This window comes from Bradyrhizobium sp. RDM12, from assembly GCF_051917485.1.
In the GTDB taxonomy this organism is placed as follows: Bacteria; Pseudomonadota; Alphaproteobacteria; order Rhizobiales; family Xanthobacteraceae; genus Bradyrhizobium.
The window spans coordinates 3257669-3282718 of sequence record NZ_CM133064.1; the positions used below are offsets into that span (position 1 = coordinate 3257669).

At 64.7% G+C, this 25050-nt stretch carries 22 protein-coding genes and 2 pseudogenes; 19 read left to right on the forward strand and 5 right to left on the reverse strand.

Annotated elements, in window-relative coordinates; genetic code table 11:
- The first annotated feature begins 96 nt into the window (after positions 1–96).
- Entirely contained in the window at positions 97–915 is an 819-nt protein-coding gene (locus ACTGJ9_RS15765; RefSeq protein ID WP_456677798.1) for an ABC transporter ATP-binding protein, read from the forward strand.
- Positions 915–1700 (forward strand): ABC transporter permease, encoded by a 786-nt coding sequence (locus ACTGJ9_RS15770; RefSeq protein WP_456677799.1) that lies wholly within the window; start codon positions 915–917, stop codon positions 1698–1700. Before ACTGJ9_RS15765 ends, ACTGJ9_RS15770 begins: the two co-directional genes overlap by 1 nt.
- Positions 1701–1743: 43 nt before the next feature.
- On the opposite strand, the gene ACTGJ9_RS15775 is transcribed toward ACTGJ9_RS15770, so the two are convergent.
- The gene (locus ACTGJ9_RS15775; RefSeq protein WP_456677800.1) at positions 1744–2193 is read right to left on the reverse strand and encodes a cupin domain-containing protein; all 450 of its coding nucleotides are present in this window, start codon (positions 2191–2193) and stop codon (positions 1744–1746) included.
- Between the two features lie 138 nt (positions 2194–2331).
- On the opposite strand from ACTGJ9_RS15775, the gene ACTGJ9_RS15780 reads away from it, so the two are divergent.
- From ACTGJ9_RS15780 to ACTGJ9_RS15845, 14 genes and pseudogenes are all read left to right on the forward strand, one after another.
- Positions 2332–3357 carry an ABC transporter substrate-binding protein gene (locus ACTGJ9_RS15780; RefSeq protein ID WP_456677801.1) on the forward strand — a complete coding sequence of 342 codons (1026 nt, stop codon included), beginning with the start codon at positions 2332–2334 and terminating at the stop codon, positions 3355–3357.
- Between the two features lie 29 nt (positions 3358–3386).
- Positions 3387–4091 carry an NUDIX hydrolase gene (locus ACTGJ9_RS15785; protein WP_456677802.1) on the forward strand — a complete coding sequence of 235 codons (705 nt, stop codon included), beginning with the start codon at positions 3387–3389 and terminating at the stop codon, positions 4089–4091.
- Positions 4092–4224: 133 nt separating this feature from the next.
- Entirely contained in the window at positions 4225–4995 is a 771-nt protein-coding gene (locus ACTGJ9_RS15790; protein ID WP_456677803.1) for an ABC transporter ATP-binding protein, read from the forward strand.
- Positions 4995–5699 carry an ABC transporter ATP-binding protein gene (locus ACTGJ9_RS15795; protein WP_456678537.1) on the forward strand — a complete coding sequence of 235 codons (705 nt, stop codon included), beginning with the start codon at positions 4995–4997 and terminating at the stop codon, positions 5697–5699. Before ACTGJ9_RS15790 ends, ACTGJ9_RS15795 begins: the two co-directional genes overlap by 1 nt.
- 5 nt (positions 5700–5704) lie before the next feature.
- Positions 5705–6586, forward strand: a complete 882-nt coding sequence (locus ACTGJ9_RS15800; RefSeq protein WP_456677804.1) for a branched-chain amino acid ABC transporter permease — start codon at positions 5705–5707, stop codon at positions 6584–6586.
- Complete coding sequence (locus ACTGJ9_RS15805) at positions 6583–7578, forward strand: branched-chain amino acid ABC transporter permease (protein WP_456677805.1); 996 nt, start codon at positions 6583–6585, stop codon at positions 7576–7578. The genes ACTGJ9_RS15800 and ACTGJ9_RS15805 overlap by 4 nt, the downstream gene beginning before the upstream one ends.
- Positions 7579–8235: 657 nt before the next feature.
- Positions 8236–10571, forward strand: a pseudogene (locus ACTGJ9_RS15810) (mechanosensitive ion channel domain-containing protein).
- A 103-nt stretch (positions 10572–10674) separates the two neighbouring features.
- A complete protein-coding gene (locus tag ACTGJ9_RS15815) occupies positions 10675–11673 on the forward strand; it encodes a tripartite tricarboxylate transporter substrate-binding protein (RefSeq protein ID WP_456677806.1) in 999 nt (332 codons plus the stop codon).
- A 609-nt stretch (positions 11674–12282) separates the two neighbouring features.
- Positions 12283–13876, forward strand: a pseudogene (locus ACTGJ9_RS15820) (NAD-dependent malic enzyme).
- Between the two features lie 372 nt (positions 13877–14248).
- Positions 14249–14641: a BlaI/MecI/CopY family transcriptional regulator gene (locus ACTGJ9_RS15825; protein ID WP_148753097.1), complete on the forward strand. Its 393-nt coding sequence runs from the start codon at positions 14249–14251 to the stop codon at positions 14639–14641.
- A complete protein-coding gene (locus tag ACTGJ9_RS15830; RefSeq protein WP_456677807.1) occupies positions 14638–17157 on the forward strand; it encodes a M56 family metallopeptidase in 2520 nt (839 codons plus the stop codon). Before ACTGJ9_RS15825 ends, ACTGJ9_RS15830 begins: the two co-directional genes overlap by 4 nt.
- 140 nt (positions 17158–17297) lie before the next feature.
- Positions 17298–17465, forward strand: a complete 168-nt coding sequence (locus ACTGJ9_RS15835; protein WP_456677808.1) for a hypothetical protein — start codon at positions 17298–17300, stop codon at positions 17463–17465.
- 153 nt (positions 17466–17618) lie between these two features.
- Positions 17619–18155 carry a septal ring lytic transglycosylase RlpA family protein gene (locus ACTGJ9_RS15840; protein ID WP_456677809.1) on the forward strand — a complete coding sequence of 179 codons (537 nt, stop codon included), beginning with the start codon at positions 17619–17621 and terminating at the stop codon, positions 18153–18155.
- A gap of 102 nt (positions 18156–18257) precedes the next feature.
- On the forward strand, positions 18258–18410 hold the full coding sequence (locus ACTGJ9_RS15845; RefSeq protein WP_456677810.1) for a hypothetical protein: 153 nt from the start codon (positions 18258–18260) through the stop codon (positions 18408–18410).
- A 39-nt stretch (positions 18411–18449) separates the two neighbouring features.
- On the opposite strand, the gene ACTGJ9_RS15850 is transcribed toward ACTGJ9_RS15845, so the two are convergent.
- The 3 genes from ACTGJ9_RS15850 to ACTGJ9_RS15860 all read right to left on the reverse strand — a co-directional run bounded on the left by ACTGJ9_RS15850 (position 18450) and on the right by ACTGJ9_RS15860 (position 21929).
- Positions 18450–18752 carry a hypothetical protein gene (locus ACTGJ9_RS15850; protein WP_456677811.1) on the reverse strand — a complete coding sequence of 101 codons (303 nt, stop codon included), beginning with the start codon at positions 18750–18752 and terminating at the stop codon, positions 18450–18452.
- Positions 18753–18855: 103 nt separating this feature from the next.
- Complete coding sequence (locus tag ACTGJ9_RS15855) at positions 18856–19128, reverse strand: hypothetical protein (protein WP_456678538.1); 273 nt, start codon at positions 19126–19128, stop codon at positions 18856–18858.
- 110 nt (positions 19129–19238) lie between these two features.
- Positions 19239–21929 (reverse strand): flavin-containing monooxygenase, encoded by a 2691-nt coding sequence (locus tag ACTGJ9_RS15860; RefSeq protein WP_456677812.1) that lies wholly within the window; start codon positions 21927–21929, stop codon positions 19239–19241.
- A gap of 226 nt (positions 21930–22155) precedes the next feature.
- Here ACTGJ9_RS15860 and ACTGJ9_RS15865 point away from each other — a divergent pair, with 226 nt between their 5' ends.
- Complete coding sequence (locus ACTGJ9_RS15865) at positions 22156–22365, forward strand: hypothetical protein (RefSeq protein WP_456677813.1); 210 nt, start codon at positions 22156–22158, stop codon at positions 22363–22365.
- Between the two features lie 82 nt (positions 22366–22447).
- Positions 22448–23917, forward strand: a complete 1470-nt coding sequence (locus ACTGJ9_RS15870; protein WP_456677814.1) for a carboxylesterase/lipase family protein — start codon at positions 22448–22450, stop codon at positions 23915–23917.
- A 7-nt stretch (positions 23918–23924) separates the two neighbouring features.
- Here the strand turns inward: ACTGJ9_RS15870 and ACTGJ9_RS15875 are convergent, their stop codons facing one another.
- Positions 23925–24104: a hypothetical protein gene (locus ACTGJ9_RS15875; protein ID WP_456677815.1), complete on the reverse strand. Its 180-nt coding sequence runs from the start codon at positions 24102–24104 to the stop codon at positions 23925–23927.
- A 151-nt stretch (positions 24105–24255) separates the two neighbouring features.
- On the opposite strand from ACTGJ9_RS15875, the gene ACTGJ9_RS15880 reads away from it, so the two are divergent.
- Entirely contained in the window at positions 24256–25050 is a 795-nt protein-coding gene (locus tag ACTGJ9_RS15880) for a DODA-type extradiol aromatic ring-opening family dioxygenase (RefSeq protein WP_456677816.1), read from the forward strand.

A 25050-nucleotide genomic window follows, 5' to 3' on the forward strand; every position in this document is an offset into this window, starting at 1 on the left:
AGGGGATGACGAGGTCCATGCGTAGCACGCTTGGCGCATTGATTGAACTTGGTCGCACGAGCGGCTAAGGCATCAAGCCAAGTTCGGAGGAAACACATGACAAGGCCCACGGCAGTGGCGCTGGAAGATGCCAAGGTTGCGTTCCAGCTGGGGGATGGGCGGGTCTATACGGCGGTGGAGAAGGCTCATCTCGCGGTCGCGCAGGGCGAGTTCGTCGCCATTGTCGGCCCGACCGGCTGCGGAAAATCCACGCTGCTCAATGTCGCCGCCGGGCTGCTCAAGCCGGCCGCCGGCAGCGTCAGGATTTTTGATCGGCCGCTCGCCGGGCTGAACCGGGATGCCGGCTATCTGTTCCAGGCCGATGCGCTGTTCCCCTGGAAGACGGCGCTCGATAATGTCGCGATCGGGCTCGAGATCAGGGGTACGCCGCGCGCCGAGGCACTGCCGCTGGGGCAGAAATGGCTCACGTCGGTCGGCCTCGGTGCATTCGCCAACCGCTATCCGCACATGCTCTCCGGCGGCCAGCGTAAGCGCGTGGCCTTGGCGCAGGTCCTGATCCGCGCCCCGAAGATCCTGCTGATGGACGAGCCGTTCGGGCCGCTCGATGCGCAGACGCGCCAGGTGATGGGCAATCTTTTGCTCGACCTCTGGAACGCCGACCGCAAGGCCGTGCTGTTCGTAACCCACGATCTCGAAGAGGCGATTGCGCTTGCGGATCGCGTCGTGATCATGTCGGCGGGACCGTCCTCGCGCATTATCGGCGACTGGCGCGTGCAGCTCGCCCGCCCGCGCGACATCTTCGAGGTGCGGATGGACAAGGATTTCCATGCGCTGCATCGAGAAATCTGGAGTGTCCTCAAGGACGAGGTGATGAAGGGCTACGCGCAATCCACCCTTGCGGCGGAGACGGTCTGATGTCGCGCGTCACGCTGCTTGCATTGCAAGTCCTGGTCGCGATCGTCTGCATCGTGCTGTGGCAGTTGCTGTCGACCGTGCCGGTGTTCGGCAAGGTCCTGCTGCCGCCATTCTTCTTCTCCAACCCGGCCGACGTGTTCGAGCAGATCGTCAAATGGTTCGTCTCCGGCGTGATCTGGAAGCATCTCTGGATCACGCTGGTGGAATCAATCCTCGCCTTCGTGATCGGCTCGCTCGGCGGCGTGCTCATCGGCTTCTGGTTTGCGCGCCAGCCGCTGGTCGCCGCGGTGTTCGACCCCTACGTCAAAATGGTCAACGCGCTGCCGCGCGTGGTGCTGGCGCCGATCTTCGCGCTGTGGCTGGGGCTTGGCATCTGGTCCAAGGTCGCGCTCGGCGTGACGCTGGTGTTCTTCATCGTGTTCTTCAATGTCTACCAGGGCGTCAAGGAAGTCAGCCGCACCGTGCTCGACAATGGCCGCATGCTCGGCATGAGCGAGGGGCAGCTGATGCGGCACGTCTACTGGCCGTCGGCGCTGTCGTGGATGTTCTCGTCGCTGCACACCTCGGTCGGCTTCGCTGTGGTCGGCGCCGTCGTCGGCGAATATCTGGGATCGGCGGCAGGCCTCGGTTATCTGATCCAGCAGGCCGAAGGCGTGTTCGACGTCGCCGGCGTGTTCGCCGGCATGTTTGTGCTGTCGGCCTTCGTCATCCTGATCGATTTTGGCGTCACGCTGGTCGAGCGACGGTTACTGGTCTGGCGGCCCACCGTGGACGGTCGCGGCTAGCGGCAAAGGGCCCGCGCACCCGCGCGAGCCCTTTGGCAAATGCTCAATCCAGCAGCTTGACGTCGTCGGGGGCCTGCGGCGGCGTCTTGATCGCGATCGCCTTGACCTGGCCGCTGATCGGTTTGGTGCCGCCATGCGGCGTGCCCTTCGGGATGATGACGAGGTCGCCGGGCTTCACCGTCACTTCCTTGTCGCCGAGCCAGATCGTCCCGGTGCCATCCAGGATGTATTGGATCTCGTTGGTGTTGGGATGCAGGTGCTTTGGCACATTGCCGACCTGGATCGAGACGGTCGACCCATCAGCGGTCATGAATGTCTTCGAACGGTATCCGACTTGGTTGGCGGGGCCGAGTGCGTCGCCTTCCATTTCGCCGGTATGGATGATCTGCGCGGTGATATTTTCGGCGGCGAGCGCCGGCCCGAGCAGGTAGGTCGCGCCGCATCCGGCGACAAAGGCAGCGGAGATCGACAGCCCGGCAGCAAGGCGATTCATGGATGATCCTCCCCTCAAAGATTATTGTTGTGGGCGCATGCTATTGCGCCGAAAGGCCAATGGCCAGTGCCAGTTAAGCGGTGCTTCTCAAGCCAGTCCCGCTGCTCTATGGTGCCGCCAGCCGAACGGAGGAAACCAATGAAGAACACGATTGCCAGGCTCGCCGGCGCGCTACTCGCGCTGATGCTCACCACCGGTCTTGCCGCAGCGCAAAGCAAGGTGACGATCGCGATCGGTGGCGGCGCCTGCCTGTGCTATTTGCCGACGGTGCTGGCCAAGCAGCTCGGCGAATACGAGAAGGCCGGCCTCAATGTCGACCTTGTCGACCTCAAGGGCGGCTCGGACGCACTCAAGGCCGTGCTCGGCGGCAGCGCCGACGTGGTTTCCGGCTATTTCGACCATTGCGTCAACCTGGCGGCCAAAAAGCAGGAGCTGCAGGCGTTCGTGGTCTATGACCGCTATCCCGGCCTCGTGCTGGTCGTCGCACCGTCGCACACGGCTGACATCAAATCGGTCAAGGATCTGGCCGGCAAGAAGGTCGGTGTCAGCGCGCCCGGCTCCTCCACCGACTTCTTCCTGAAATATCTTCTGAAGAAGAACGGACTTGATCCGGCCGGCACCGCCGTGATCGGCGTCGGCCTCGGCGCCACCGCCGTCGCCGCGATGGAGCAGGGGCAGATCGATGCCGCCGTCATGCTCGATCCCTCCGTCACCGTGCTCCAGGGCACCCACAAGGACTTGCGCATTCTCAGCGACACCCGCACGCAAAAGGACACGCTCGAGACCTTCGGCGGCGAATACCCGGGCGGCGCGCTATACTCGACCGTGGCCTGGATCAATGGACACGAGAAGGAGACGCAGGCGCTGACCAACGCAATGCTGGCCACGATCGCCTGGATCCATTCGCATTCGCCCGAAGAGATCATGGCCAAGATGCCGGACGAGATGGTCGGCAAGAACAAGGACCTTTATCTCGCCGCGCTCAAGAACACGATCCCGATGTTCTCCGAGACGGGCAAGATGGATCCGAAGGGCGCCGACGCCGTGCTGGCGGTGTTCAGCGTCGGTTCGCCCGAGGTGGCCAACGCCAAAATCGACGTCAGCAAGACTTTTACCAACAAGTTCGTCGACCAGGCCAAGAAGACCTCGGGGAGCGCCAAATAGCTGACGCGACGGCTTGGCAATCAGGCGGCATGACGTCACTCATCATTCATCGCGTCTCGACGCTTGAGCTTGCCGTGCGCTCCGTCGCCTGGCCGTTCGCCGAGGAGCGGCGCGCGGCGATCGAGACGCATTTCGCCGAGCAGCAACGCGCGCGGCCGAAACTCTGGAACGGCCGGGTGCTGCTCGGGCGCGATGCCGTATTCACCGACGGCCATCTCGCCGCGACCTATTTCGAGACGGATTTCGCCAGCTTCCTGGCTTGGCGCGACTGGGGCTTTCCCGATGCGGCCGTGTTCAACGGGTTTGGCATGGGCGCGCTGCGCACCTCCGATGGCGCCTTCGTGATGGGCGAGATGGCACATCACACCGCCAATGCGGGACGCATCTATTTCGCGTCAGGCACGCCCGATCTCGATGATGTCAGGGACGGCACGCTCGACATTCCCGGCAGCGTCGTCCGCGAGCTCGAGGAGGAGACCGGCCTTTCGCCTGCCGATTATTCCGCCGAGGCGGACTGGCACTGTGTCGTCACCGGCCGCGCCCTTGCAATGATTCAGATTCTCAACCTGGATATGCCGGGTGAGGCCGCTCGGGCGCGGATCGAAGCCAATCTGGCTCGCCAGCACGAACCGGAGCTTTCGGCCATCCATCTCGTGCGCGGGATGGATGATCTCACGCCGACCATGCCGCGATTTGTCACGGCTTTCATGGCGCAGCAGTTCGCGTTGCGCTGATGCGCGAGGCTTGACATCGCCCGCCCCAGCCCGTGTGATGGGCGCAAAAGCAATACAAAAGATTGCGATGCACAATCGTCCAAGGAGGTTTAGATGCGCCTCCTACAGCAACCAGTAGCGGCGGAGCGGGGCGGTGCTGGAGGTCAGCGGGCTGGTGAAGCGGTTTGGCGGCTTCACTGCCGTCAACAGCGTGTCGTTTAGAGTCGAGCGGGGCGAGATCCTCGGTCTGATCGGCCCCAACGGCTCGGGCAAGAGCACGATCTTCAACATGCTCTCCGGCACGTTGGCGCCAAGCTCCGGGTCGATCCTGTTCGATGGTTCGGAGATCGCGGGGCTGGCGCCGCACCGGATCATCAACCGGGGTATCGGCCGCACCTTCCAGATTCCGCGACCGTTTCGCCGCCTCACCATTTTCGAGAACGTCGCGCTTGCCGGCTTCTATGGCCAGGGCCGCCATAGCCGCGCCAAGGCCGAGGAGGCGGCGGAGAGGTCACTCGCGATGGTCGGCTTGCCGACGGATCGCCACGCCAGCGTTGACGGCCTCGGCGCGGCGGGGCTGAAGAAGCTCGAACTCGCGAAAACGCTCGCCACCGCGCCAAAACTGCTGCTCGCGGATGAAAGCCTCGGCGGCCTCGACGAGGCCGAGATGGACCAGGCCGCCGACATGCTGCGCAACATCCGCGACGAGCTCGGCATCACCGTCATCTGGGTCGAGCACATCATGGGCGTCTTGATGCGCGTCGTCGACCGCGTCATGGTGCTCGACCACGGCGAAAAGATCTCGGAGGGCTTGCCGAGCGCGGTTGCCGGTGATCCGCGCGTCGTCGAGGTCTATCTCGGCACCGATGCCGAGACCACGCAGGCTGCGGCCGCAGAAGCGCGCCGCCGCGCGGGAGGCCAATGATGCTGGAGCTCCGCGGCGTCAGTGCCGGCTATGGCACGTTCCAGGCGCTGTTCGACGTCAATCTCGATGTGAAGGCCGGTGAGGCCGTGGGCGTGATCGGCCCGAACGGCGCGGGCAAGACCACGCTGATGCGGGTCATCTCCGGCCTGATCCGTCCCTCGCGCGGGTCGATCGCGATGGAGGGCGTCGATCTCATCGCGACGCCAGCGCACAGGATCGTCAGCCTCGGGATCGCGCATGTGCCGGAGAACCGGCGGCTGTTTCCGCAGCTCTCGGTCGACGATAATCTCAAGATGGGCGCCTTCATTAAGGAGGCGCGCGGTCACTATGCCGAGCGGCTGGACGTCGTGTTCGACCTGTTTCCGCGGCTGAAGGAGCGCCGTCATCAGATGGCCGGCACCATGTCCGGCGGCGAGCAGCAGATGTGCGCGATCGGCCGCGCGCTGATGTCGAACCCAAAGCTCCTGCTGCTCGACGAGCCGTCGGCCGGCCTGGCGCCGGTGGTGGTGCAGCAGGTGTTTGAGCTCGTAAAGCGGATTCGCGCGCGCGGACTGACGGTGCTGATCGTCGAGCAGAACGTGCAGCAGGTGCTGCGCGTGGTCGACCGGGCCTATCTGATCGAGGCCGGGACGATCCGGGCCTCAGGCACCTCGGCGGAGATGCTGGCGAGCGACACGGTCAAGGAAGCTTATCTCGGGGTGTGAGGGGCATGCAGGCGGTCCTGGACATTTTCGACATCTATCTGTTGGAGGCCGTGATCAACGGCATCCTGCTCGGCGGCGTGCTGGCGCTGCTCGCGCTCGGGCTGAACCTGATCTTCGGCGTCATCGACGTGACCTGGATCTGCTACGCCGAACTCGTGATGATCGGCATGTACGCGATGTACTTCATGGTGCAGTATTACGGCATCAGCTATTTCATCGCAGCGCCACTAACCATTCTGCTGATCGCGATCCTCGGCGCCTTGCTGCATTTTCTCGTGATCGCGCCGCTGTTGACGGCGCCGCCGATCAATCAGCTGCTCGCGACCGGCGGCGTGCTATTCGTGTTGCAGAGCTTTGCCACCGTCGCCTTCGGCATCGACTTCCGCAACCTCGGCATCCGCCTGCCGGTGCTCGCCTTCGGCGAAATGAACTTCAGCTACGCACGACTTCTGTCGTTTCTGGCGGCGCTGGTCGGCATGGTTGCGGTCTATCTGTTCATGACCCGCACCTTCACCGGCACGGCGATCCGCGCCATCTCGCAGGACCGCCAAATCATGGCGCTGATGGGTGTCGACACCAAACGCATCTATCTCATCACGTCGGCGATCGGCGGCGGGCTGGCCGGGCTCGCCGCCTGCCTCCTTGTGCTGCAATATGACGTGCATCCCTTCGTCGGCCTCTCGTTCGGGCCGATCACCTTTTTGATCTGCGTGCTCGGGGGCTTGGGCAATTTCATCGGCGGCTTCATTGCGGCGTTCGTGTTCGCCGAGATCATCTCGCTGGGCGGCCTGTTCTCCGATCTCGAATGGGGCTACGTGCTCGCCTTCGCCTTCTTCATCGTCATGATGTTCATCCGGCCCGCGGGCCTGCTTGCGAGGCGCCGATGATGGGGCGGGGCCGGCTTGTCGCATGGGGTGTAGGACTGGCCGCGCTGGTCGCGCTGCCTTTCGTTTATCGCGACCCCTATCACCTGCACATTCTGGTTCTGATCCTGATCTGGTCGTTCGCCTACACGTCGTGGTCGATGATGGGGCGGTTCGGCCTGGTCTCGCTCGGCCATGGCGGCTTCATGGGGATCGGCGCCTATGTCACCGCGCTACTGTGGAATCATCTCGGCCTGTCGCCGTGGATCGGCATTCCCGTCGGCATGGTCGCGGCCGGCGCGCTGGCCTTGATCGTCGGCTATCCCTGCTTCCGCTTCCGCATCACCGGGCATTACTTCGTGCTGGTGACGCTCGCGCTCTCCGGCATCGTGCTCCAGATCATCACGGCCACCCGCGACTATACCGGCGGCTCGCTTGGCTACACGCCGAACCGCGCCTCGGGCAACAAGCTGGTGGCGCTGCAATTCGACGACAAGACCACCTGGTATCTGATCGCGCTCGGGGTGTGGCTCGTCGGCATTGTCGTCTGGCACCTGATTGATCGCAGCATGAGCCGCTACGCGCTCGAGGCGATCTCGGAGGACGAGGACGCGGCTGCGGCGGCCGGTGTCGACGTCACCGCGGAGAAACTGAAGATCACCTTGATCAGCGCTGTGATGACGGCACTGTCGGGCGCGATCTATTGCCAGTACCAGATGTTCATCACGCCCGACACCGTCTCCGGCATCGCGGTGTCGCTCCAGATGGTGTTCGCGGCCATCGTCGGCGGCCTGTTCGTCTCGCTCGGTCCGACTGTCGGCGCCGTCATCACCATCCTGCTCGCGGAAACCCTGCGCATCGGCTTCGGCACCAGGGCGGTCGGCTGGGACAATCTCGTCTACGGCGTGCTGCTGGTGCTCTTCATCATATTCCTTCCGAAGGGTATCCTTGGGAGCCTGCTCGACCGGTTCAAGTCGCAACGCAAGCTCGAATGGGAGGGCAAGAAGCCAGGGTGACAACGGGCGGGAAAAGAGCCGCGCGCTCGCAGTCACCGCAAGAGTTCTCGAAAACAACCCCATGCACAGTAGCCGATGATCGTGAAATCAACGGCTTGGCCTTCGGGCGCAAATGGTATTCGGATTTTGAGAATTTCATTTGACCCGTCGGGCAAAACAGGCGCATGATGTCACCGTTGCGCTGCTGATCCTCAGTGTGCGGAACCCGCGTGCAAATGTGATTTCTCAGGCCATTGATCCTGCTTGACAGTTTTATGTCAGGGGAGGACCATGCCGATGGTCGCAAACAAGCGACGCGTAACGTCCACCTCATGAGCAAGGGGAGGTCTATGACTCCACCTCCGCAAATCCAGCCGCGTTAAGTGCGATGGAGCTCGTTCGGACTATCGCATAGCGGCAGAAACCGCGAACGGCACGCCGGGTAAAGGTTTAGTGGGCTGCAGTCAGTAAGGCATAGCCCCTACCTGCCCGGCGCTGTGCGTTTTGCGCATCAACTGCATCGCAGGAAATGCCAAAGGAAATGCCAAGAGATCGTCGCCTTCTCGGCAAAGTTCCGACACACGCTCGGGGCGAATAGCAGCACTCGACATGACGCATGCGCTGGGTGCGGTGACGATTCGACCGCTGCAAGCGCATTTCATTTTTCAAGGAATCCGCGTGTCGCATAAGCTCGCCTCGGCGCTTGTCGCTGTGTTCTTTCTCGCCCTCTCGTCTTTCTCCCCAGCCCACGCAGAGCCGCCTGCGCCGGCCGCCAACGGCACGGCCGCACTGTCGCCCGACGCGGCGAGGCGCGCGCTGGAGACGCTCCAGGATGACAAGAAGCGCGCGCAAATGATCGATACGCTGCGCGCGATCGCGAATGCGTCCGGTCCGCAGCAGCCGGCAGCCGCGCCCGAGCAGAAGTCACCGATCCCGCTATCGGCTGACGGCCTCGGCGCGCAGCTTTTGCTCACCGTGTCGGAGGAGATCGGCGAGATCTCGCGCGATGTCGCCGACATGGCGCGGACGCTCACGCATTTTCCGGCGTTCTATTACTGGATCGTGCGGACCGCGAATGATCCCGACGCCTATAACCTCCTGATCGAGATCGCCTGGAAGCTGGCGCCGGTGTTCGGCTGCGCGCTTGCCGCCGAATGGGTGATGGTCCGCCTGATCCGGCGTCCGGTCGCCTTTCTCGAAGCTCGCGTGCCGCAGACCGCGCGCCTGTCGGCGCAGGCGCTGCCCCTTGCCGATCCACCGTCATCGGTCGCCGACGTCACTCCCGAGCCGGAATTGCACAAGCGCAGGCACAGCCTCGCGCGGGTCTGGCAACTGCTGCTGCGGCTGCCCTTCGTGCTGGGGCGGCTGTTGCTCGAACTGCTGCCGGTGGTCATTTTCGTTGGCATCGCGACCGCACTGCTCGGAACGGAGATCGGCGAGCCCGCGACCGTCCGCCTCGTGATCCTTGCAGTCGTCAACGCCTATGCGTTCTCGCGCGTGCTCATTTGCGTCGTCCGTGCCTTGGCCGGCCCGTTCGGCCTGTTTCCGGTGCGTGCAGAGACGGCGGCCTATATCGAGATCTGGGCGCGCCGCATCGTCGGCGTTGGCGTAACCGGCATTGCGTTCGCCAACGTGGCGCTGTTGCTCGGCCTGCATCGCGCCGGCTATGCTGCGCTCATTCGCATGGTGATGCTGGTCGTGCATCTCTTCGTCGCCGTCATCATCCTGCAATGCCGCCGCCAGGTTGCCGACGCCATCCGCGCACCCGCGGACCGGCAGGGGATCGCCGCGCGCCTGCGCAACCGCATCGCCGGCGGCTGGCATTATCTGGCCATCGCGCTCGATCTGGCGCTGTGGGCGGTCTGGGCGCTGAACATCCGCAACGGCTATTCGCTGCTGCTGCAATATTTCGTCGGCACCGTCGCGGTGGTGCTGATCACGCGGGTCGCGATCGTGGTGACGCTAAGCCTGATCGATCGCGGCTTCCGCATCCAGCCGGAGATCCTGCAGCGCTTTCCGGGGCTGGAGATCCGCGCCAACCGCTATCTGCCGCTGCTGCGCCGGATCGTCTCCAGCGTGATCGCCTTCATCGGCTTCGTCGCCGTGCTCGAGGTCTGGGGCGTCGATGCCGTCGTCTGGTTCTATGGCGGCCAGATCGGCAGCCGGCTGCTCTCGGCGGTGGCGACGATCGGCATCGCCGTCATCATTGCCGCGGCGATCTGGGAAGCCAGCAATGCGCTGCTGGACCGGCAGATCAATACGCTGTCGCGCGACGGACATTATGCCCGCGCGGCACGGCTGCGCACCTTCCAGCCGATGCTGCGCACGGCGTTGCTGTGCCTGATCGCCACCATCGTCGGCCTCACGGCGCTGAGCGAAATCGGCGTCAACGTCGCGCCGCTGCTCGCGGGTGCCGGCATCGTCGGCATTGCGATCGGCTTCGGTTCGCAAAAGCTGGTGCAGGATCTCATCACCGGCCTGTTCCTGCTGCTGGAGAACACGGTCCAGGTCGGCGACACCGTCAGTGTGTCGGGGCTGTCGGGCGTGGTCGAGAACGTCTCGATCCGCACCATCCGCTTGCGCGCCGGCGACGGGGCCGTGCACATCGTGCCGTTCAGCGCGGTGACGACCATCACCAATGCCAGCCGCGGCGCCGGCAATGCCTCCGTCAGTGTCAATGTCGCCTACAAGGAAGACACCGACCGCGCCGGCCAGATTCTCAAGGACATCGTCGAGGAGATGCGCCGCGAGCAGGAATTCCGCGCGTTGATCCGCGGCGATCTCGAGCTCTGGGGCATCGACAAGGTCGATGGTGCCATGGTTTCAATTGTCGGTCAGATCCGCTGCACCGAGGCCGGCCGCTGGCCGGTCCAGCGCGAATTCAACCGGCGCATGAAACAGCGCTTCCAGCAGAACGGCATCGAGGTGGCATCCGCCACCCAGACGATCTGATGCAGATTGCGCCGCCGGCCGATGTCACCGCCAATCTGACGCCGCGACGGGCGGCCGGATAGCCGCTCGTCAGATTTTCCGGCTTGCCGCCGCTCACGCGGCAGCGTTCACTCGCCCTCCAGTCCGCTGATGACATGCGGGCCACAAGAAGTTTGGGAGAAGGTGATGCGGGGGCTGTGGGCCGGATTGCGCGGTCATGTGATCGTCATTTGTGCGTTGATCGGATATGCGGCGTGGAGCGCACCCGGCCACGCCCAACCGTTTCCGTCTCGTCCGATCACGCTCGTGGTCCCGTTCGCGGCCGGCGGGCCGACCGATACGCTGGCGCGGATCCTGTCGGAACGGATCGCGGCCGAGTTGCATGCGACCATCGTGGTCGAAAATGTCGCCGGCGCCTCGGGCAGCATCGCCGGTGCCCGCGTCGCGCGCGCGGCCGCTGACGGCACGACCATCACCATTGGCCATTGGGGCACGCATGTGCTCAACGGCGCGATCTTCAAGCTGCCTTATGACGTAGTCGCCGATTTCGAGCCGATCGCGCTGGTCGCGATGGGCACGCAGCTGATCGTCGGCCGAAAGTCGCTCGAGGCCAACAATCTCAAAGAGATGATCGCCTGGCTGAAGGCCAATCCCGGCAAGGCCACCGCGGGGACCGCCGGCGCCGGCACCGGCGCGCATGTCGCCGGTGTCTTCTTCAAGGAGAAGACCGGCACCGACTTCCAGTTCGTGCCCTATCGCGGTGCGGGGCCCGCCATGATCGATCTCGTCGCCGGACAGATCGACATCATGTTCGACCAGGCCTCGAACTCGCTGCCGCAATACAGAAACGGTGCGATCAAGGCGTTCGCGGTGACATCACCGACGCGGCTCGCGTCCGCGCCCGACATTCCGAGCGTCGACGAGGCGGGGCTGCCTGGCCTGTACATCTCCTATTGGCACGGCATCTGGGCACCGAAGAACACGCCGAAGGAAATCGTGGCAAAGCTCAACGCCGCCATTGTCGCGGCGCTCGCCGACGCTTCCGTCAAGCAGCGCTTTGCCGAACTGGGCCAGGAGATCCCGCCGGCGGACCAGCAATCACCCGCAGCCCTCGGCACCTTTCAGAAGGCCGAGACCGAGAAATGGTGGCCGATCGTGAAGGCGGCAGACATCAAGGCGGAATAGGCTTGCTGTCTCAGAGGCACTCCTCCTCATCCTGAGGGGCGCATTGGCGCCGTCTCGAAGGATGGCCGCAAGCGAGATCGGGGGCTATCGCGTGTGGGAGCATTCCCTGTGGCCGTCCTTCGAGACGCCCGCCGTTGGCGGGCCCTCAGGACGAGGTCCGAGTGTGCGGCAGCAGTTTCAACGGGCACGGATGCCGCTTAGCTTCATCCTGAGGAGACCGCGAAGCGGCCGTCTCGAAGGACGAGGCGCGCGTTCAGACTGCCGAAACTGCCATGTGCGATTGCCCTGCCCGCGGGGAGAGGGAGCTTAGTGCCGATGTCGCCGCAGGGATGCGCAACATCGTCCGGCGACGCGCGAAGACGTGCTCCTCACCATGAGGCGAGAGACCCTCGGCGCGGCACTGACCGTTGCGCCGCGTGCAACTGCGGTGTCTCGCGAAATTCTCGCTGCGGTGCGAGATCACAATCGCGGCCCGGAGGGTAACGTCCTTGATCTCGGTGGAACGCTGGCCGACAATGTTTGCCCTTCACTAAGAAACTCCCTGGGGGAATCGTGAATAGACCTGCTCGGGTCAGCGCCCATTCGACGTCGTCCGATTCCGCGCACGGCATGACGCTGCTGCGCGACCCCCTGCTCAACAAGGGCACCGCCTTCACGGAAATGGAGCGTGCCGCGCTCGGTCTGCGCGGCCTGCTGCCGCCTTGCGTGCTGACGATCGAGACGCAGATCGAGCGCGTGCTGACCAATCTGCGCGCGCTGCCGACCGATCTCGAGAAATATGTCGCCCTGAATGCGCTGCATGACCGCAACGAGGCGCTGTTCTTCCGCGTCGTGGTCGACAATATCGACGAGATCCAGCCGATCATCTACACGCCGACGGTCGGACTCGCCTGCCAGAAATACGGTCTGATCTTCCAGCGTCCGCGCGGGATGTTCATCTCCTCGCGCGATCGCGGCCAGATCGCCGAGATCCTGAAGAACTGGCCCTATCCGGCCAAGCTGATCGTCGTCACGGACGGCGAACGCATTTTGGGACTTGGCGATCTCGGCGCCAACGGAATGGGGATCCCCGTCGGCAAGCTCTCGCTCTACTCGGCATGTGCCGGCGTGCATCCCGAGCATTGCCTTCCGATCCTGCTCGACGTCGGCACCAACAACGAGGAGCTCCTGAGCGATCCCTATTATCTCGGTCTGCGCGAGCGTCGGCTTACCGGAGAGGCCTATGACAGCTTCGTTGACGAGTTCATGACGGCCGCGCGAAAGACGTTTCCCGATGTGCTGATCCAGTTCGAGGACTTCGCCAACCACTCGGCGTTCAAGCTGCTGCACAAATACCGGGACGAAACCTGCGTATTCAATGACGACATCCAGGGCACCGCTGCGGTCGCGCTCGCCGGCCTGTTCTCGGCGCTGCGGGTGAGCGGCGGCAAGTTGAGGATCAGCGCATTCTGTTCCTGGGCGCCGGCGAGGCGGCGACCGGCATCGCCGATCTCGTGGTCTCCGCGATGATGGCAGAGGGTGCAACGGAAGCCGATGCGCTCCGGCGCAACTGGCTGGTGGATTCCGCGGCCTCGTCGTCAGCGGACGTGACGGGCTGCACGGCCATAAACTGCGCTATGCCCACACCGATCAGGCGCCGATCGCCGACTTCCTCACCGCGATCAAGACGCTGAAGCCGACGGCGATCATCGGCGTCGCCGCAGTGGGTGGCGCCTTCACGCCCGAGGTGCTCAAGGCGATGGCCGAACTCAATGAGCAGCCGATCGTGTTCGCGCTGTCCAACCCGACCTCGAAGGCGGAGTGTTCGGCGGAGGATGCCTATCGCTACACCGCGGGCCGCGCGCTGTTCGCCTGCGGTAGCCCCTATGATCCGGTCAAGCTCAATGGCCGCACCTTCGTGCCGCGCCAGGGCAACAACTCCTACATCTTCCCCGGCGTCGGCCTCGGCGTCATCGCCAGCCGCTCGCGGCTCGTGACCGACGAGATGTTCATGGCGGCGGCCCACACGCTCGCCAATTGCGTCGGCAAGGAGGACCTGGATCAGGGCAGCCTCTATCCCGCGCTGCCCCGCATCCGCGAGGTCTCGGCCCGCATCGCGGTGGCCGTCGCTGATGTGGCCTATCAGCGCGGACTCGCCGACGGACCCGCGCCCAATGACGTCAAGGCCCTGGTCCAGTCGCAGATGTACGAGCCGAAGTATTGACGCTCACGATGCCGGGCGAATCCGCGGAGGCTGCCCCTCACCCCACCCTCTCCCCGTAAGAACGGGGCGAGGGAGTGAGGGAGTGGTGCGCGCCTTACTGGAAGAGCCTAATTGATGTGCTCAACCTCTCCCTGCTCTTTGCGGGGAGAGGTCGGATTGCCTCGGCGATGCGAAGCATCGTCCGGGGCGATCCGGGTGAGGGGCGAGGCACCCTGCCTCTCAGATCAAAAGCTATTCCGACTGGGAAGCACCTCTCCCCGCCGTCAGGTCAGCACGGCGAACCCGGCTCAGCCGGAATCGTCGTTGTCTGCCCGTGCCTTATGTGCGACGCTCCGTAGCGTTACAAGAATCTCAAGCTGTTAGGTAAGCCACATGGACGATCGTTTGCCCGACCTGGGCGATCTCGAGCACGAGGTCATGCAATTGGTATGGGCCCATGGACCGGTCACGGCCGAAATCGTGCGCGAGCGGCTATCGCGACGCCTGAAGGAATCGACGGTGCGGACGGTGCTGCGCCGGTTGGAAGAAAAGGGCTATGCTCGTCACACGGTGGACGGGCGCACCTACGTCTACCACGCCGCCGAAGAGCGAGCCCGCGTCGCGGCCAAGGCGGTGCAGCGCATCGTCGATTGGTTCTGCAACGGCTCGATGGAGGAGGTCCTCGTCGGCATGGTGGACAATGCGATGCTCGACCAGCAGCAATTGCGCGCGCTGGCCGACCAGGTGGCCAAGGCGAAGAAGGCGAGGGGAGTGAAAAAAGAATGATCGCAGTTCTGGCTGAGGCGGCGTTACGCTCCTTCGCGCTGGGAGGCGTCGTCTGGATCGGTCTCATCCTGTTTCGTGTGCGTAATCCGCACATCCACATGACGGCGTGGGTGGTTGTGCTGCTGGCGTCGCTGGCGATGCCGTTCGTGATGGATTGGCCGACGCTCACCATCGACCGGATGCCTTTGTCGGTTTCGGTGCCGGACGAAGCGTGGCCGGCCGACTTCTCGATGCTGGAGCGAGCGCAGCCCTCGCTGCCGATCGCGCCCGCTGCGGCGATCGCGCCGATGGTGACGCGAAGTGTCTCGATCGACTGGTGGATGGTCGCCACCACCGTCTATGCCTGCGTCGCCGGGCTGTTGCTGCTGCGGCTGGCCATCGGCCTCTGCCTGACCTGGCGTCTGGCGCGCGCGGCCAAGCCGGTGAAAAGCCGTGAGATGATCGATGCCGATCTGCGCGTCAGCCGCGACGTCGGCGGCCCCGTCACCTTCGGCTCGACCATCCTGGTGCCGCCGCAGTTTTTCGGCTGGGACGCGAAGAAGCGCCTCGCGGTGCTCGCGCACGAGGGCGCGCATGTCGCCAATGGCGATTTCTACGTCCTCTTGCTCGCCTCGCTCAACGGCGCGGTGTTCTGGTTCAGCCCGTTCTCGTGGTGGCAGCTGGCGCGGCTTGCCGAGCTTGCCGAGATCATCAGCGATGCCCGGGCGATCGAGATGATCGACGACCGGCTGTCCTATGCCCAAATCCTGCTCGACGTCGCGACCTCCGTGAAGCCGCGGCCGGTGGAGCTCGCGATGGCGCGGGCTTCGACCGTGCGCGCGCGGGTCGAACGCATTATCGCAGCCGCTGCCATGCCCGCAGCGGTCGGTTGGCGCAAGCGGCTGTGGATCGCCGGCGCGATCGTGCCTGTCGTGATAGTGTCGGCCGGCATGATCGCGTATCGCACGCCGGATCCGGTGCCCGCCGGCGCGGATCTCGGCGATGTGCCGGCTCAGCATTACCGTCCGTTCGTCAATTTCTACGCCATGGGCCCCGCCTCGGTGTTCGCCATCTTCCGCGAGGGCGACGAAATCTACGGGCAGCTCACCGGGCAACGCAGGCTGCGCCTGACCGTCGCCAACGACGGCTCGGCGTCCTATGCGGCGTCGTTCGGAGAGATCACGTTCCCTGTCGATGCGGAGCGTCGCTCGTCCGAGTTGACGCTGCGCATGAATGGCCGCGACGTGCGCGCCGTTCGCGTTGCCGAGCTGCCGGCGCCGGCTACGAGTCCGGTGCCGCTCGATCAATATGTCGGCTGGTACAGGATCGCGCCGAACCGCGTGCTCACCGTGCGGCGCGATGGCGTTCGTCTGCAAGTGCAGGAGACCGGGCAGAGCCGATCGCCGGTTCTCGCCGAGGGCGCCGATGCCTTCTCCGTCCACGGCGATCATCTACTGATCTTCCTGCGCGATGAGACGGCCGGCGTCTCGCGCGTGCTGGTCCAGAACGCCACCTCCGGCGCCCGTCTCGCGCAGCGGATCGATGCGGCAGTAGCTCAGGCGATCGAGGCCGACTTCGCGCGCCGCCTGGCGGAAGTCCCTGACAGATTCCGGGAGCAGGTTCCGGCTGCGCGCAGCAAGGAGGTGATCCTCACGGGGATCGAGGATTTGCGCCGCGGCACGCCGAACTACGATCGCATGAGCGCGCCGCTCGCCGCCACCATCCATCGTCGGCTCGACGAATTGCGCGCGACCTTCGCGGCGCTCGGTGCGATCGAGACGATCTTCTTTCGCGGCGTCGGGCCCGGCGGCTACGACATCTATGGTGCCAAGTTCGAGAACGGTACGGCGGAATTCCGCGTGCTGCTCGAGCCGGACGGCAAGGCCGGCGACGTGATCTTCCGGCCCGACGGCAATGACGAACTTGGCGGCATCGTCTCCTGCTCGGAAGAGGCGAATTTGCGCGGCAGCGCCGGCACCTCGCCGATCAGGATCATGCTCTACAACGAGACTGACGACGATATTGAAGTCTTCAATCTCGGCGCGGACGGCGAGCGCAAGGCGCAGAGCGTTGTCAGGTCGGACATGACCTGGGCCGCGCTGACCACGGTGAACAGCCCTTGGGTCATTGCCGACAAGTCAGGGAAGTGCATGGAGATCCTGGTGCCGGGCCGGCAGACGCGCTTCCATAATGTCGAGGCCTCGAATGTCGCGGCACGGCCGGGGCGCGCGTCGCGTCGCGCCGTCCCGATCGCCAATGGCGAGGCGATGTTGCGGCAATATATCGAGGGCATCGGCAAGGGGCAGCCCGACTACGACCATATGACGACCGAGGTCGCCAACATCACCCGTCAGCAGCTTCCGTTCGACCAGGCGATCGTGGCGCGGCTCGGGGCGTTGCGCGCAGTCTCGTTCCGCGGCGTCACTGCGCTCGACAGCGACATCTATGTCGCCCAGTTCGCCAACGGCTCGGCGGAATGGCGCATCGGCGTCAGGAACGGAACGATCACCAAGATCGCGCTGGGGCCGAATTTCTAGCTGTCGTCAGGACCGTGTCGCGATTGCGCCATCGTGACTTGCGCGCGCGTGCTGCGAGCGTTACGATTTGTAACACTATGTTAGGTAGCCAGCCGCGGGCCCCGCGAATTCGGCGCGGCCGTCGCAAGCTGACCGGGTTCATGATGTGCATGCTGACGCAACGAGAGCTCGACTTTCTCGCCAGCCTGAAAACGGGGTGGCGGCTGCTCTACCGGCGCGAACTGATGCGACTCATCAGCGGCGACCTTGAGAGCGGTGAAACGCGGCCGGAGACGCGCCCGATCACCTGGCGCCCTATATCGGGGTGAATCTTTCGCGAGCCTGTTTCGATTCAGGACAGCTAGGTGTGGTGGATTCATCACAGCCGGCGCGAAACGCCGGCGGTCGCAAGGCCGCTTTTGTTCAGCCAAGGTTCTGCCCTCATTGCCCACCGAAACTTGGGGTTGTTCGGAGGGCGCATCATGTCTTGCTTTGCACGTGCCGAAACTGCTGCCGAAACGACCCGGATTTCGCTGGCAACCACGAGCCGGTTGCTGCTCGCCATCATCGGCGCCGCCTCGCTCGCCGCGTGCGCGCAATCACCGGTTGGCCGGCAAAAGGCCGATCTTGCACCGACCACAAGGCAGACCGCGATCGAGCGTCCGCACAGGGTTGCAGCGCTGCATCCGCGTCCGATCTACAGGCCGCGTCGGTCCAGCGACATAGCGAACGCCAAGACGACCGCCTCGCATGGCGTCGCCAGCTTCTACTCGGACACGGAAACCGCGAGCGGCGAGAAGTTCGACAAGAACGAATTGACCGCGGCCCATCCGAGCCTGCCGTTCGGCACCAGGCTGCGCGTCACCGACGTCTCCTCCGGCCGCTTCGTGACCGTCAGGGTCAACGATCGCGGGCCCTTCGTTCGCGGCCGCGTGGTCGACATCTCGCCGTCCGCGGCCGAGGCGCTCGGCATGGTCGACAAGGGCGTCGCCAATGTCCGGCTCGACGTCGTGCAATAGAGCGTTGTTGATCGGCGTCGGCGTATCGCGCTTAACCGGCTGTTAGCTGCTCTCCCGCACCATGAGTGCCCGGCAATTCGGGGCTTTGGGGGAGACGGGGCTTTGAACACGATCCAGTATCTCGAAGATCAGGCGGCGCGCGCCGAGCGACTTGCCAACCGGATCACGGATACGCCGACGGTCGAAAAGCTCCTGAGCTTCGCCGGCGAACGCCGCCGCGAGATCGAGGTCATCGCCGCCAGGCGGCGCGGCTGACGCCGTGAGGCCGATAACTCTCCGCAATCCATGCTGCGTTCAGCTATGGCTCTCGACGAAATCGCTGAGATAATCGGGCAACGTCACGCCATCGATATCGCAGCGCGCCTGGATCTCATCGGCAACATCGTTCGAGATGTCCTTCATCCAGTGCTCGAGCGTGTTGAACGAGATCACCTGGATCGGATCATGGAAGCAGCCGGCCACGAGTTCGCCGATCGTGGCGTCGAGGTCGTTTCGCTCGACGCGAATTTCTTTTCCTTCGTCGAGACGATCGATCACGACGAACAGGGTCTGATCTGCGCCATAGGGCACGGTTGGACCGGGTATCGCTTCAAGCATCTCAGGCACTCACGCCTTGGCTTCTTGGCTTTTCGATCCCGGATAACGGGAACGGCCGGACGAAGGTTCCTGGCTTTCTGAGAAGCTCGTCTCTCCGACGCTGTCAGAGATACTCCCGCAGGCGCCACAGCTCCGCGATGTGCTCTGGCGAGAGGATGTCCGTGACCAACGGCGGCTGCGGCGCGGTGCGGATCTCGTAGAGATGCCGGGTCGGCGCGGGCTTTTTCACGAAGGCCGAGATGCACTCGTCGAGCGTGCCTTCGCTCACCTGGTACGACGCGCGGTCCGGCCGGCGCTGGTTTCCGAGTGATGGCCATTTGTGCAGTACGGCGCGCGCGCTGAAATCGACTTTTGAATCAACCGATATGCCACCCATCGTCCCCGCCTCACGCAAGAAGAACCCCAGCACGCGATCTGGCGTGCCGGGGCCCATACCCATCGCTGCACAACGCGGCGGCCGGGAAAAGGTTCCCGGTCGATAGCGGCTCAGCTTGCCGCGGCTGCGATCTTGTGCCCCGGGCTTTCACGGCCGTGGCCGGTCTCGTCGTTGCGGCTGACCTCCGGCGGCAGCCCGGCAAAGCGCCGCAGGGCTTGCGCCATCTGCACCCGGCCCTGGACGCCGGTGATCACCACGTCGACCATCGGAAAGGACGAGTGGAAATGGCCACGGGCTTTTAGCTGTTCGACCGGGACGGCGGCGGCCGCCATTGCCTCCGCATAGGCGATCCCCTCGTCGCGCAAAGGATCGAACTCGCAGGTGACGACAAAGGCCGGCGGCAGGCCGGCGAGCTTGCCGCGCAGCGGCGAGACACGCGGATCGGTGCGGTCGGCCGGTGAGCAGTAGAGGTCCCAGAACCAGTCCATCAGCGATCGCGTCAGGAAGTAGCCGGTCGCATTGTCCTTGTAGGAGGGCCGGTCGAAGCTGCAGTCGGTGACCGGACACACCAGCAGCTGGCCGGCGATATCGGGTCCGCCGCGGTCGCGCGCGAGCTGGCAGGTGACGGCAGCGATGTTGCCGCCGGCGCTCCAGCCGACCACCAGCACCGGGTCCGGCTTGCCGCCCAGCTCTGCCAGATGCCCGGCGATCCAGCGCGTCGCCGCATAGCCGTCCTCGGCCGCCGCTGGGAAACGGTGCTCCGGCGCGTGGCGATAGCCGACGCTGACAAAAGCCATGCCGGTTCGCCGCACCATATCGCGGCAGAACGGTTCGTCCGACTGCTCGTCGCCGAGCACCCAGCCGCCGCCGTGGAAATAGACCACGACCTGATGCGGGCCCGGCGTGGCCGGCTTGTAGACGCGATAAGGCAGCGGGCCATCCGCGCCGGGCAGGGTGCCATCGACGATCTCGCCGATCGGCCGTCCCGCGGGGCGGCCCTTGTTGAACTCGTTGACGAAGGCGCGTGCGCCGATTGCGCCCATCGACTCGATCGGCGGCAGGTTCAGCGACGCCAGCAGGTTCAGCACCAGCCGCACGTCGGGCTGCAGCCGCACCACCTCGCCGTCGTTGCATTGCGCGGCGACGTTGGGGCCGGTGAGCCTGAAGCCGAGCATGCCGCGGCTCGTGACCTCGTCGCAGATGCTGCGATAGGGGCCGACACCGCCGGTGTAGGGCATCAGGCCCTGCACCTTGCCGGGCACGTTGGCGCCCGTGTACCAGGTGTTGGCGAGCCGGTGCAGCGTCACCATCGAGCAGTCGGCCATGTGCCGGCCCCAGCCGGCCTGCGCCGTCTCGGTCGGCTCGATCGTGGTGGAGCCGGCATCGCGCAGCTCGGCGAGGCGGTCGACGACCCAGTCGACATGCTGCTCGATCGACACCGCCATGTTCGACAGCACCGAGGGGCTGCCGGGTCCCGTGATCATGAAGAAGTTCGGGAAGCCCGCGACCGTGAGACCGAGATAGCTCTGCGGTCCCTGCGCCCAGACATCGGTGAGCGACTTGCCGCCCCGTCCCGTGATCGGATGCACGGCGCGGATCGCGCCGGTCATGGCGTCGAAGCCGGTCGCGAACACGATGACGTCGACGTCGACGTTGCGTTTGCCGGTGGTGATGCCGCCTGCGGTGATCGCCTTGATCGGTTCCTGGCGCAGATTGACCAGCGTGACGTTCGGCCGGTTGTAGGTCGCGTAGTAATTGGTATCGAGGCAGGGCCGTTTGGCGCCGAAGGGATGATCGTGCGGCATCAGCGCCGCCGCCGTCTCCGGATCCTTTACGGCCGCCGAGATCTTCTCGCGGATCAGATCCTGGACGATCTTGTTGCCGTCGAGGTCGACGCCCTGATCGGCCCAGAGCTGCGTCAAGATGTGGACGAGGTCGCCGGCTGCCCAAGCACGTTCGAATCGCTCACGACGCTCGGCATCGCTCAATTGCCAGCTCACGACGGTCTGCTGCGGGTAGGGCACGCCGGTCATCGACTGCCGCGCCTGCTCGCGATAGGCGGCACGGTCGCTCTGGAACAGGTCCCTGCGATCGGCCGGCGAGGGGCCGTTATGGGCGGGCAGCGCGAAATTCGGCGTGCGCTGGAACACGGTCAGATGCGCGGCCTGTTCGGCAATCAGCGGGATCGACTGGATGGCGGACGATCCGGTGCCGATCACGGCGACGCGTTTTCCGGCGAGATTGACGTCGTCATGCGGCCAGCGTCCGGTGAAATAGACCTCGCCCTTGAAATCCTTGACGCCGTCGATCTCCGGCGGTTTCGGCGCGGAGAGGCAGCCGGTGGCCATGATGTAATGACGGCAGGAGACCGGTGCGCCATTGTCGGTGGTGAGCTGCCAGCGCTCGGCTGCCTCATCCCATTTCGCTTCGGTGACCTTGGTCTTGAAGCGGATGTCGCGGCGCAGATCGTAGCGGTCCGCGACGAAGCCGAGATAGCGCAGGATCTCGGGCTGGGCGGCGTATTTCTCCGACCAGGTCCAGGCCTTGTCGAGTTCCGGATCGAATGTGTAGCTGTAGTCGATGGTCTGGATATCGCAGCGCGCACCGGGGTAGCGGTTCCAGTACCAGGTGCCGCCGACGTCGCCGGCTTCGTCGAGACCGACGGCCGAGAGGCCGGCCTTGCGCAGGCGATGGAGCAGATAGAGGCCGGCAAATCCGGCGCCGACCACGGCAACATCGACCTGTTGGGCTGTTCCACTTGCCGCCTTGGACTCACGCGCGGCGACCACTGCTTCCGGCATGGCATTCCTCCCGTGTATTTTGTTTTGCCGGCAGGCTAGTCCTGCAGGCCCGGCTTGTCATCAAGACAGGTGCAATCTTCGGTAGTCCCGTTTGCGGCGTCATCGTGGCGGCGCGAAGCTTGCGTCAATGCACGCATCGCGATGCACCATGGCCGTGATTGCCCGGATAATCATGCACGATCCGTCTGTGTATGCTTGCGGTTACAAGCCACGCGTACCGGACGTCATGACAGAGTTGAGTGAGCGAACCAAAGCCAACATGGACGTCGTCCTGGAGGAGACGTGCCGCCAATTGCCGCATGGCGGCGATCACGACAGCCGAAGGTTCATCGCCGAGCGCCTGATCGAGGCGGCGCAATCCGGCCACTCGACGCTCGGCGAACTCGGCATCATCGCGCGACGTGCGCTGGCGGAGATTCTTGCCAAGGGCGACTAGCTTCCGCCACGGCGCTTGCCTCGCAGCGGGGCTCGGACGTAACCTGCCGGGGAACATTTCCGCGCATCGAGATCCCCTGAAGATGCGGTCCCTGCTTGCGTTCATTGCAGCCTTCGCATTGCTCTGCACCGGCGGGGCCGTGGCCCAGCCGGTTGGGCAATTTCCGTTTGCATTGACGCGCGAAGGCCAGATGCTCGGCGCCGTCGAAGGCGAGGTCGCGTCGTTCAAGGGGCTTGCCTATGCAGCGCCGCCGGTCGGCAGTCTGCGCTGGCGTCCACCGCAGGCATTGCCCGAGAGTTCCGAGATGAGCATGGCCTACGCCTACGGCGCGCCCTGTCTCCAGCCATCGATGCCAGCCGCGCGCGAGGATTGCCTCACGCTCAACGTGTTTCGTCCGTTCGGCGTCGACGGGCCGCTGCCGGTGATGGTGTTCATCCATGGTGGTGGTTTCGTGACGGGCACCGCCAATGATCTACTGTTCGACGGCGCGAGGCTCGCGCAGGCCGGGCTCATCGTGGTCACCGTGAATTATCGTCTCGGCGCGCTCGGCTGGCTGACGCATCCCGCGCTGTCGGACGGCGGCTCCGGCAATTTCGGCTTGATGGACCAGATCGCGGCGCTGCACTGGGTGCACGACAACATCGCGGCCTTTGGTGGCGATGCGAACAACGTCACTCTGTTCGGCAACGGCGCCGGCGCAACGTCGGTCGCACTGCTGATGCTCTGCGCGCAATCGCGCGATCTCTTCCAGAAAGCCATTCTGCAATCGGTGCCCGGCCGCATGCGTCTGCCGTCGCCGCAGGAGGCCGAGGCCGCCGGCCGGCGATTTGTCGCCGCGCTCGGGCAGCAGGCGGATCTGCGCGCCGCCGAACCGGCGCGTCTGCTTGCTGCTGAGAAGCGTCTGCTGGAGAAATCGCCAGGCAGCTTTGCACCGGCGATGGATGGGCATCTGGTGACGGAAGACGTCGCCGCGGGATTTGCGGCAGGACGTGAGAGCCATATTCCCCTGATCGTTGGTTCGAACGACGATGAAACGCGTTACGACAGCGAGCTGGAGGTCAAACAGATGCTGTCCGCTTCCGGCGAGAGCACCGATGAGCTGCGCAAGCTCTATTCCGATGCAGCAAGGCCGTCAGACGTTGCGGCGAGCTTCTACACCGACAAGGTCTTCTCCGAGCCGGTGCGAATGCTCGCCCGGTTTCATGCCGCGACCGGCGCGCCGACCTTCCGCTATCGCTTTGCCTATGTGCCGGAAGCACGCCGCGGCAATCCCGACGAAGGCCACGGGCGGGAATTGCAGTTCATCTTCGGCGTGGAGGGCGTGCCCGGTGCGGGCATCTTCTCGCGACGGGACCGCGAAGTCGCAAACCGCATGCGGGCCTACTGGATCAACTTCGCCAGGAGCGGCGACCCCAACGGCGCAGAGCTGCCGCATTGGGATGCGGCCGCGGACCGCGACCATCTGTTGCTGATCGCGAATGATCGCACCGCGAGCGGCGACGACCCTTTGGGAGAGCGTCTGGACCGGCTCGCAGGCGAAAGCAGGAAATGAGTTGGACTTAGGCCGCGAGCTCGACGCGCGGCGCCGGGCTCAGCCGGTGTTCTTCCAGATAGTCCATCGCGCCGTCCTTCTCGACGGCATAGAACTGCTGGCCTTCCCTGGACCGGTAGGCGGCGCGAACGACGCCGCGGCGGCCCTTGTCACTGTTGACGACGTCCCCCAGCGCAAACTTCCTCATCTCACGTCTCGCTTGTCTTCTGGCCGTTCCTTCGGCCACGGCTGGATTGTGGGCGGTAAATCGTTAACGGCTTGCTAACCATACCGGTTTGCCTATGCTCGCCGCCGTTCGCGCGGGCAGGCACGCGCATGTTGCTGATGAGACGAGTCCGATGACGCGATTACCGACCTTCTTTCTGTCCCACGGCGGCGGCCCTTGGCCCTTCATGGAGGACAGGCGGGTGCAGTACGCAAAAACCGCCGCAGAGTTCGGCCGCCTGCCGCAGCTTCTTCCCGAGCGGCCAAAAGCGGTGCTCGTCATCACCGGTCATTGGGAGGCAGACGCCTTCACCGTGTCGACCTCGGCGCATCCGCAGATGGTGTACGACTATTACGGTTTCCCCGAGCACACCTACCACATCACATATCCGGCGCCGGGCCAGCCCGAACTCGCTGCTGAAGTGAGCGCGCTGCTCGCGCGCGCGGGCCTCGATTGCCGGGAAGATCCCAATCAGGGTTTTGACCATGGCACCTTCGTGCCGCTCGGCCTGATGTATCCAAACGCCGACATGCCGATCGTGCTGCTGTCGCTGAAGTCGAGCTACGATGCGGCCGAGCACATCAAGGTCGGGCAGGCGATTGCTTCACTGCGCGACGAGGCAATTCTGATCGTCGGCAGCGGGCTCACCTATCATAACATGCGCGGTTTTGGCCGCGCGGAGTCCAAGCCCGTCTCGTACGATTTCGAAGCCTATCTGAACGAGGCGATCAGCAACCCGAATGCGGCGCGCCGCAATGCGATGCTGGTCGACTGGGAGAGTGCGCCGAGCGCGCGTCTCGCCCATCCGCGCGAGGACCATCTGCTGCCGCTGATGGTCGCGGCAGGCGCCGCTGGCACCGACGTGGGCAAGCGTGTCTTCGTCGACGAGGTCGCAAGCGTCGCGATGGCGTCATACGTGTTCGGATGA

Excerpts from the sequence above, each read along its gene's own strand:
- ACTGJ9_RS15765 (WP_456677798.1), top strand. The coding sequence starts at position 97 with ATGACAAGGCCCACGGCAGTGGCGCTGGAAGATGCCAAGGTTGCGTTC.
- ACTGJ9_RS15770 (WP_456677799.1), top strand. The coding sequence starts at position 915 with ATGTCGCGCGTCACGCTGCTTGCATTGCAAGTCCTGGTCGCGATCGTC.
- ACTGJ9_RS15775 (WP_456677800.1), bottom strand. The coding sequence starts at position 2,193 with ATGAATCGCCTTGCTGCCGGGCTGTCGATCTCCGCTGCCTTTGTCGCC.
- ACTGJ9_RS15780 (WP_456677801.1), top strand. The coding sequence starts at position 2,332 with ATGAAGAACACGATTGCCAGGCTCGCCGGCGCGCTACTCGCGCTGATG.
- ACTGJ9_RS15785 (WP_456677802.1), top strand. The coding sequence starts at position 3,387 with ATGACGTCACTCATCATTCATCGCGTCTCGACGCTTGAGCTTGCCGTG.
- ACTGJ9_RS15795 (WP_456678537.1), top strand. The coding sequence starts at position 4,995 with ATGCTGGAGCTCCGCGGCGTCAGTGCCGGCTATGGCACGTTCCAGGCG.
- ACTGJ9_RS15800 (WP_456677804.1), top strand. The coding sequence starts at position 5,705 with ATGCAGGCGGTCCTGGACATTTTCGACATCTATCTGTTGGAGGCCGTG.
- ACTGJ9_RS15805 (WP_456677805.1), top strand. The coding sequence starts at position 6,583 with ATGATGGGGCGGGGCCGGCTTGTCGCATGGGGTGTAGGACTGGCCGCG.
- ACTGJ9_RS15815 (WP_456677806.1), top strand. The coding sequence starts at position 10,675 with ATGCGGGGGCTGTGGGCCGGATTGCGCGGTCATGTGATCGTCATTTGT.
- ACTGJ9_RS15825 (WP_148753097.1), top strand. The coding sequence starts at position 14,249 with ATGGACGATCGTTTGCCCGACCTGGGCGATCTCGAGCACGAGGTCATG.
- ACTGJ9_RS15830 (WP_456677807.1), top strand. The coding sequence starts at position 14,638 with ATGATCGCAGTTCTGGCTGAGGCGGCGTTACGCTCCTTCGCGCTGGGA.
- ACTGJ9_RS15835 (WP_456677808.1), top strand. The coding sequence starts at position 17,298 with ATGATGTGCATGCTGACGCAACGAGAGCTCGACTTTCTCGCCAGCCTG.
- ACTGJ9_RS15840 (WP_456677809.1), top strand. The coding sequence starts at position 17,619 with ATGTCTTGCTTTGCACGTGCCGAAACTGCTGCCGAAACGACCCGGATT.
- ACTGJ9_RS15850 (WP_456677811.1), bottom strand. The coding sequence starts at position 18,752 with ATGCTTGAAGCGATACCCGGTCCAACCGTGCCCTATGGCGCAGATCAG.
- ACTGJ9_RS15855 (WP_456678538.1), bottom strand. The coding sequence starts at position 19,128 with ATGGGTGGCATATCGGTTGATTCAAAAGTCGATTTCAGCGCGCGCGCC.
- ACTGJ9_RS15860 (WP_456677812.1), bottom strand. The coding sequence starts at position 21,929 with ATGCCGGAAGCAGTGGTCGCCGCGCGTGAGTCCAAGGCGGCAAGTGGA.
- ACTGJ9_RS15865 (WP_456677813.1), top strand. The coding sequence starts at position 22,156 with ATGACAGAGTTGAGTGAGCGAACCAAAGCCAACATGGACGTCGTCCTG.
- ACTGJ9_RS15870 (WP_456677814.1), top strand. The coding sequence starts at position 22,448 with ATGCGGTCCCTGCTTGCGTTCATTGCAGCCTTCGCATTGCTCTGCACC.
- ACTGJ9_RS15875 (WP_456677815.1), bottom strand. The coding sequence starts at position 24,104 with ATGAGGAAGTTTGCGCTGGGGGACGTCGTCAACAGTGACAAGGGCCGC.
- ACTGJ9_RS15880 (WP_456677816.1), top strand. The coding sequence starts at position 24,256 with ATGACGCGATTACCGACCTTCTTTCTGTCCCACGGCGGCGGCCCTTGG.